The organism is Bacillota bacterium (assembly GCA_013177945.1).
GTDB lineage: Bacteria > Bacillota > DSM-12270 > Thermacetogeniales > Thermacetogeniaceae > Ch130.
In genome coordinates, this window is record JABLXW010000033.1 from 1 (window position 1) to 6,004 (window position 6,004).

The following is a 6,004-nucleotide window of genomic DNA, read 5'->3' on the forward strand; positions in this document are numbered from 1 at the left end:
AGGCGGGCCACCTCCTGGCGCGTCTCCTTCTGGGCCTCTTTTAGAGCCTCCGCCAGCTCCCTGACCGCGCCTTTGAGCTCTTCGAAATCCTGCCTTGTCACCTTAATTTCGGCCATCCGCATGTCGACGATGGCAATAACCGTCCGGTAGAGCTCGGGAGTAAAGACCCCGATGACTTCTCCCTCCACAAAGACCACATCCTTCTCAGTGTCTTTTTCTAACTTCTCCTTCCGGTGCAAGAGAACCAACCACAAAAACTCCGCCTTCCAAGCACATTATACCATATATTCTGAAAAACATTTCTTTGATTTTATCTTTACCTCTCACTACCTCTGCCTCTTTTCCCAACTGGGCGTTTTTCAAGCCAGCTGCTTAGTTCTTTAAACTTCTTTTCGGCCAGGGCGAGCGCTTCCTCTTCTGTGCCGCAGCTCAGGGCCCCGAGGGACAGAGGCAACACAGGCGGGCTCTTGAAGATCCAACCTCGACCCTGAAAGCGTCAGGAGCAACAGGAAAAACGGCCTTCGAGGTCGAAGTAGAACATTCTCAGTGACATTTCTACCGCCAACAGCCTGTTTTCCAGGTTGCGCCTGGCAGCAAAGGGAGATTTCGACCGCGTGGACACGTTCAGGCTGATCACCGGGATCCTCGGCGGGCTGGGGCTTTTCATCTTCGGAATGGGCCTCATGGGGGAGGGGCTCCAGAGGGCCGCAGGGGACAGGATGCGGAAGATCCTTGAGACCCTCACGAAGCTTCCGGTAATGGGGGTGCTCACGGGGGCGCTGGTAACCGGCGTCATCCAGAGCAGCAGCGCCACCACCGTCATGGTCGTCGGCTTCGTGAACGCCGGGCTGATGAGCCTCAAGCAGGCGATCAGCATCATCATGGGGGCGAACATCGGGACCACCATCACCGCCCAGCTGATCGCCTTCAAGCTGAGCGACTACCTTTTTCTCATCATCGCCCTCGGCTTCGCCCTCTACTTCTTCTCAAAAAAGCGCCTCTGGCGCTACGCCGGCCAGGTGGTGCTCGGGTTCGGCATCCTCTTTTTGGGCCTGGAGGTCATGCAGGCGGCAGTAACCCCCTTAAAAGAAAGCCGGGCCTTCGCAAGCCTCATCACGAGCTTCGGCCGCTACCCGCTCTTAGGAGTGCTCGCCGGAATGGCGATGACCGTGATCATTCAGAGCAGCAGCGCCACGATCGGGATGCTGATCGCGATGGCAAACCAGGGGCTCGTCCCCTTTGATGTTGCCATCCCGGTGCTCTTCGGGGACAACATCGGCACCTGCATCACCGCGGTGCTGGCGAGCATCGGCACCAGCCTCAACGCCAGGCGGTCCGCCCTCGCCCACGTCCTCTTCAACGTCATCGGAACGGTGATCTTCCTCACCTTTCTCCCCTGGTTCAAGGCATTCGTCACCCTCATCTCCCCGGACGTACCGGCGCGCCTCATCGCCAACGCCCACACCTCCTTCAACACCCTGAACACCATGATCATGCTCCCCCTCATCAACCACTTCGCCCGCTTCATCACATGGCTGCTCCCAGGGGAGGACAGGGAGCTGAGGAGGGGGCCGATCTACCTGGACGAGCGGATGCTGGAGTCCCCGGCGGTGGCCCTGTCTCTTGCCACCAGGGAGATCATCCGAATGGCCGACCTCGCCGCGGAAACCCTGGAGGACGCCATGCAGGGGTTCTTCGAGAAGGACCAGAAGCGCCTGGAGAGGGCCTTCGAGCAGGAGAAGGTGGTCGACCAGCTGGAGAGGGCGATCACCGTCTACATGGCAAAGCTGGCGCAGCGGAACCTCACCCCCGAGCAGTCGAAGAGGCACACCGGGCTGCTGCATGCGGTGAACGACATCGAGCGGGTGGGCGACCACTCCGAAAACATCGCCGAGCTCGCCCTGGTGAGGATCGACGAGAACCTCCCCTTCAGCGAATACGCCATCGGGGAGCTGCAGGAGATGTACGACCTCGTTTCCGGCACCTTCCGGCGCGCCGTGGAGGCGCTCCGGCGGAACAACCTGGAAAAGGCGCGGGCGGTCATCGCAAGCGAGCCGCGCATCGACGCCATGGAGAAGGAGCTGCGGAAGAACCACCTCGTGCGGCTCAACAAGGGGATCTGCTACCCCACCTCGGGGGTCGTCTTCCTCGACATCATCAGCAACCTCGAGCGGGTGGGAGACCACGCCAACAACATCGCCCAGGTGGTGCTGGACGACTTCTAGCCTGCCCGCCCCTCCTGCTTCCCCAACGCTACTGCACCGTCTCCAAGCCGCCCGACGGCGGCAACCAAAAACAGTCCGGGGCTTCGTGCCCCGGGCCTCGCCGTCAGGCTCCAAATGAAAGTGTCTGTTCTATCCGGCAGCCCCTGTGCCGGCCGAAGAAGATGACGAAAGCGAACTCAGGTAGGCCCAGGGCTTGCCGAAGGCGAGCTTCATGTAGGCGTGCTGGCAGGCGAGTTCAAAAGCCGCCTTCTTCGCGTCAGCCAGCGCCTGCTCTGCCGCCGCCACGTCCGCCGCCGTGGCCATGCCCACGTCGAGCTTGAGACGGGCCACCCGCAGGGCTTCTTCCGCCGCCCGCACCCCCTCCTGCGCCCCGGCGTAGGCCTCCTCGAGGCTCTTCACGCTGTAGTAGAGCTGGCGCGTGATCAGGTCGAAGAGCTTCTTCGTGCTGGCGGCGTCGAGCTCGGCCTGCTCGACCTCTACTTTTCGAGCCTCGTAGGGCTTGTAGGAAAAGGTGCCGTATACAATCCCCTTATAAAACATAATGTCCTGGTAATACTGCTTTAACCGCACGCCCTGCTCCGCGAGCCAGACCTGGGGGCAGTTCTCAAGGACCTTCGTCACCTCGTAGTCGAGGCTAGAGACCTCCAGCGGATGAAACTCGAGGGATGTGGTGAGCACCGGCCGGTCCTCGGGCCAGAGGCCGATGGCCTGGTTCAGGGCGGTGTAGGCCTTGTCTAAGTCGTTCCGCGCGCTCACAAGCGCGGCCTCCGCCCTGCGGTACTGCGCCTCTGCGCCGATGAGCGCCGCCAGGGGCAGCGTCCCGGCCTGGTATCCCGCCCGCGCGTTTTGCAGCTGCCGCCGGGCGCTGGCCAGCGCCGCTTCCGCCGCCTTAACCTTCTCCTGGGCCTGGAGCACGTCCCAGTACTTCTTGCAGGCATCAAGGGCGACTGCGTCCTGCTCCGCGGTGAGGTTCTTTTTGCTCGACTGCCAGGTGAGGTCGGCCGCAAGCAATTCCGCCCACGCCGCCTCGATCATTGGGTTGCCCGCCGGCATCACCGGCGTGTAGTCAAGCTGGTCAGCAGCATAGTCTCTCAAGGCTTCGGTGCGGTCGACCTCTTTTTCCGCCTTTTTCACCCTCTCGCTCTGGGCGAGCGCCTTCGCTATCGCCTCGTTGAGCGAGATCTCGGGCCGGGCGGGCTCCTTCGCCCAAGCCCCAGGGACCGCGCCCCCGAAAGCGAACAGAATGGCGAGCAGAAGAGCAATGATCTGCCGCAGCAAACTTCTTCCTCCGGGCTTCAAGGTCTCCTCTCCTCTTCAAAAATGGTTAACCGCGTCAACTACCTGGCAAAAGTATACGCCTGCCCGCCTCGCCGTGTCAATCGGAATCCGGCTGTCTCTTATAACTCGCCTTCGCCCTTCCTGCGGTTAAATTCAGACTCGCTTGTTGTCGTCCGACACGAAATGGAGTAAACGAAGCCGGACTTTTCAAAGGCACTTTACAGCCACCATTCAGCCTCTTCCTTTTAGGGATGATCTGCATAATCCTCCCACCCCAGATAATGAAAGAGCCCGGATCGGGGAGGATCCGGGCTCTGGCGTTGTGTTGGGGAGCACCGTCCGGCCGGCGGTGATCTATTTTTTGAACCGGGCGGTCATCGGATTTAAGAATTCAAGCCTGTTACCCGCGCCAGCTGATAGACGATGTACTGGTTCAGGCTGACATTCTCTTGTTTTGCCAGTTCCGCGATGCGGCGGTGCAACGACTTCGGCATGCGCAACACTAAGCGCCCCGAGTACCTGTCCGACGCTGGTTCCGGAACGGGGATACCTTCTTCCAGTGCCGTTTCAAGCCAGGCGCGCTTCGCGTCATGGACCATCCTCCAGGCTTCCTCGACAGTTTCGCCTTGGGAAACGCAGCCGGGCAATTCGGGAATTTCGGCTACAAAGCCTCCTTCCTCTGCGGGATACAGAACAACTTTATAAGGGAGGCTGAGGTAATAATCAAGAGATTTACTCATCTGGCAACTCTCCTTCCAGGGCCTTGATTACCTGTTTGACGTAGGCGGCTTTGACCGGCTTGGAATGCTTCGGGACCGTAACCAGCTTTCCGCCTTTGACATAAGTATAGTGGCTCGAACCCTTGCCCGGTTGGCGCTCTTTAAACCCGGCACGAAGCAGCAATTTCCGCAGTTCGTCAAAGCGAACCTGGTTCGGGTTGTTCTTGATTCTCTCATAGAGTTTTCTCAGAGCGCTCAAACCAATCACTGCAAATAGTATCATATATAGTAGCAATAATGTCAAGGGGCGCGAACCACCCAAAATAAAGGCTTTCCTCAAGAAAAAAAAGAGGATATAATGATTATACCGAAATATAGCAACTACACCCAGTAAAGGGGACTCGTAAATGAAAGGGGGCTCGTAAATGGCCAGTTTGCCCCCGGAAGAAGAGTGGTTCCTGCAGGCCAACTATGACCTTAATGCCGCAAAAGCAATGCTTCGCAGCAAAAGATACATCTACGCCGTATTTCTATGTCACCTGGCATTGGAAAAAGCCCTCAAGGGGCTCGTCGCAGCAAAAACCGGAGAGCCTCCACCTCGTACACACAACCTGATTCTGCTTGTAAAACTGGCGAAGCCAAACCTGACTCACGAACAGCTTACCTTTCTGGCTGCTCTGAACACGGCAAGCATTGCAACGCGCTACCCGCAAGAGCTGGCTCAGGCACTGAAACACTACGACCGGTAGATGGCGAAGGGCTACATCAAATCGACCGAAGAGGTGATAAAATGCCTGCATCAAGATCCGAGGTTGAAAAAATAATCAGGCGTTTCCGGAGCATCCTCAAGGCAAAAGGGATTAATCCAGAACGGATAATTCTTTTCGGTTCCCATGTCAATGGCACCCCTTCAGAATACAGCGACATCGACCTTGTGGTGATTTCCCGCGATTTTTCCAGACTCACCTTCGAAAAAAGGTGCGCGATCCTTGGTGAAGCGGTGGCAGAAACGATGGAGCCCATCGAACCTCTCGCTTACACCCCGGAGGAGTTCGAAAAGCTGCCACCTCTGAGCGTCATTGCCGCCCTGGTTCGCGACCCCGCCCGGCACATTGAACTCTAATCAAGGCGGAAGTATATTTACCGCCGACCAGTGCCCTGAATTCGCAACGTCCGAGGCTGCCAGGGCTTGGGTGAAGCCAATCCGGAGGGAAGCCTCCGCAAGCCGGGCCATTACCGCAGCCGCCTGCGGGGCGAACCGCTCACTCTTCCCAGGTCACGTACAGCTCCCCCAATAGAGACGCGCAATAGATGGGCATAGATCACCCCGCTGAAGTCTACCCCCGTCCGCTGGCGCTCCGCGGCCTCCGCAAGAAGGTCGTCCTGAACACCCGACATTTAAAGCAACGCTACCCGGCGGCACCTCACGGACCACCAGGTAGCCCTACACTTTAATGGGAAAACAACTTACAGTTGCTGGGGCTCCTATGCCAAGTAGCAATAAATTTCCTTTACCAAACGCCCTTTCTGTCAAATCCCGCAGCCTGAGAAGATCTTTTTCCGCATTCCTGGTCAGGCGTACTTCAAAAACTTCAAAAGCAGCAATCATAGACAGATATTGTGCTCCCGGGCGAATTCTTCTATTGTCCGGGCACGCCCATTCTGGTGCTCCTTAATGGCGTGTTCAGCCAGGATGTCAAAAGGGCTTACCGCAGGCGCAAGGCGCACCTGTTTTTCTTCCGGCTCATATTTGAGGAAAACAGCGTCCCCTGTTTCAAGCCC

11 protein-coding genes are annotated in these 6,004 nt (G+C 58.1%); 3 read left to right on the top strand and 8 right to left on the bottom strand.

Annotated elements, in window-relative coordinates:
* Nucleotides 1-188, bottom strand: a 188-nt coding sequence (locus HPY58_13455; protein ID NPV30624.1) for a hypothetical protein, incomplete at its 3' end; no start/stop codon positions are given.
* A 16-nt stretch (nt 189-204) separates the two neighbouring features.
* Nucleotides 205-363: a hypothetical protein gene (locus HPY58_13460; protein ID NPV30625.1), complete on the bottom strand. Its 159-nt coding sequence runs from the start codon at nt 361-363 to the stop codon at nt 205-207.
* Between the two features lie 311 nt (nt 364-674).
* Here HPY58_13460 and HPY58_13465 point away from each other — a divergent pair, with 311 nt between their 5' ends.
* Nucleotides 675-2,225 carry a Na/Pi cotransporter family protein gene (locus HPY58_13465; protein NPV30626.1) on the top strand — a complete coding sequence of 517 codons (1,551 nt, stop codon included), beginning with the start codon at nt 675-677 and terminating at the stop codon, nt 2,223-2,225.
* 129 nt (nt 2,226-2,354) lie between these two features.
* Here the strand turns inward: HPY58_13465 and HPY58_13470 are convergent, their stop codons facing one another.
* From HPY58_13470 to HPY58_13480, 3 genes are all read right to left on the bottom strand, one after another.
* On the bottom strand, nt 2,355-3,500 hold the full coding sequence (locus HPY58_13470) for a TolC family protein (protein ID NPV30627.1): 1,146 nt from the start codon (nt 3,498-3,500) through the stop codon (nt 2,355-2,357).
* A 386-nt stretch (nt 3,501-3,886) separates the two neighbouring features.
* Nucleotides 3,887-4,243 (bottom strand): type II toxin-antitoxin system HicB family antitoxin, encoded by a 357-nt coding sequence (locus HPY58_13475; protein NPV30628.1) that lies wholly within the window; start codon nt 4,241-4,243, stop codon nt 3,887-3,889.
* A complete protein-coding gene (locus tag HPY58_13480; protein NPV30629.1) occupies nt 4,236-4,481 on the bottom strand; it encodes a type II toxin-antitoxin system HicA family toxin in 246 nt (81 codons plus the stop codon). The genes HPY58_13475 and HPY58_13480 overlap by 8 nt, the downstream gene beginning before the upstream one ends.
* Nucleotides 4,482-4,647: 166 nt before the next feature.
* Here HPY58_13480 and HPY58_13485 point away from each other — a divergent pair, with 166 nt between their 5' ends.
* Both HPY58_13485 and HPY58_13490 read left to right on the top strand, forming a co-directional pair.
* Nucleotides 4,648-4,971 (top strand): HEPN domain-containing protein, encoded by a 324-nt coding sequence (locus tag HPY58_13485; GenBank protein ID NPV30630.1) that lies wholly within the window; start codon nt 4,648-4,650, stop codon nt 4,969-4,971.
* A 41-nt stretch (nt 4,972-5,012) separates the two neighbouring features.
* Entirely contained in the window at nt 5,013-5,345 is a 333-nt protein-coding gene (locus HPY58_13490) for a nucleotidyltransferase domain-containing protein (GenBank protein NPV30631.1), read from the top strand.
* 110 nt (nt 5,346-5,455) lie between these two features.
* On the opposite strand, the gene HPY58_13495 is transcribed toward HPY58_13490, so the two are convergent.
* The 3 genes from HPY58_13495 to HPY58_13505 form a co-directional block, all read right to left on the bottom strand.
* Nucleotides 5,456-5,620, bottom strand: coding sequence for a hypothetical protein (locus HPY58_13495; protein ID NPV30632.1), 165 nt, complete (start codon nt 5,618-5,620; stop codon nt 5,456-5,458).
* 46 nt (nt 5,621-5,666) lie between these two features.
* Nucleotides 5,667-5,831, bottom strand: coding sequence for a hypothetical protein (locus tag HPY58_13500; GenBank protein NPV30633.1), 165 nt, complete (start codon nt 5,829-5,831; stop codon nt 5,667-5,669).
* Nucleotides 5,828-6,004, bottom strand: a 177-nt coding sequence (locus HPY58_13505; GenBank protein NPV30634.1) for an AbrB family transcriptional regulator, incomplete at its 5' end; no start/stop codon positions are given. The genes HPY58_13505 and HPY58_13500, both read right to left, overlap by 4 nt.

What these genes read in the sequence shown, in the direction of transcription:
- HPY58_13465 (NPV30626.1), top strand. Translation starts at nt 675, where the DNA reads ATGGGCCTCATGGGGGAGGGGCTCCAGAGGGCCGCAGGGGACAGGATG.
- HPY58_13490 (NPV30631.1), top strand. Translation starts at nt 5,013, where the DNA reads ATGCCTGCATCAAGATCCGAGGTTGAAAAAATAATCAGGCGTTTCCGG.
- HPY58_13500 (NPV30633.1), bottom strand. Translation starts at nt 5,831, where the DNA reads ATGATTGCTGCTTTTGAAGTTTTTGAAGTACGCCTGACCAGGAATGCG.
- HPY58_13495 (NPV30632.1), bottom strand. Translation starts at nt 5,620, where the DNA reads ATGTCGGGTGTTCAGGACGACCTTCTTGCGGAGGCCGCGGAGCGCCAG.
- HPY58_13485 (NPV30630.1), top strand. Translation starts at nt 4,648, where the DNA reads ATGGCCAGTTTGCCCCCGGAAGAAGAGTGGTTCCTGCAGGCCAACTAT.
- HPY58_13475 (NPV30628.1), bottom strand. Translation starts at nt 4,243, where the DNA reads ATGAGTAAATCTCTTGATTATTACCTCAGCCTCCCTTATAAAGTTGTT.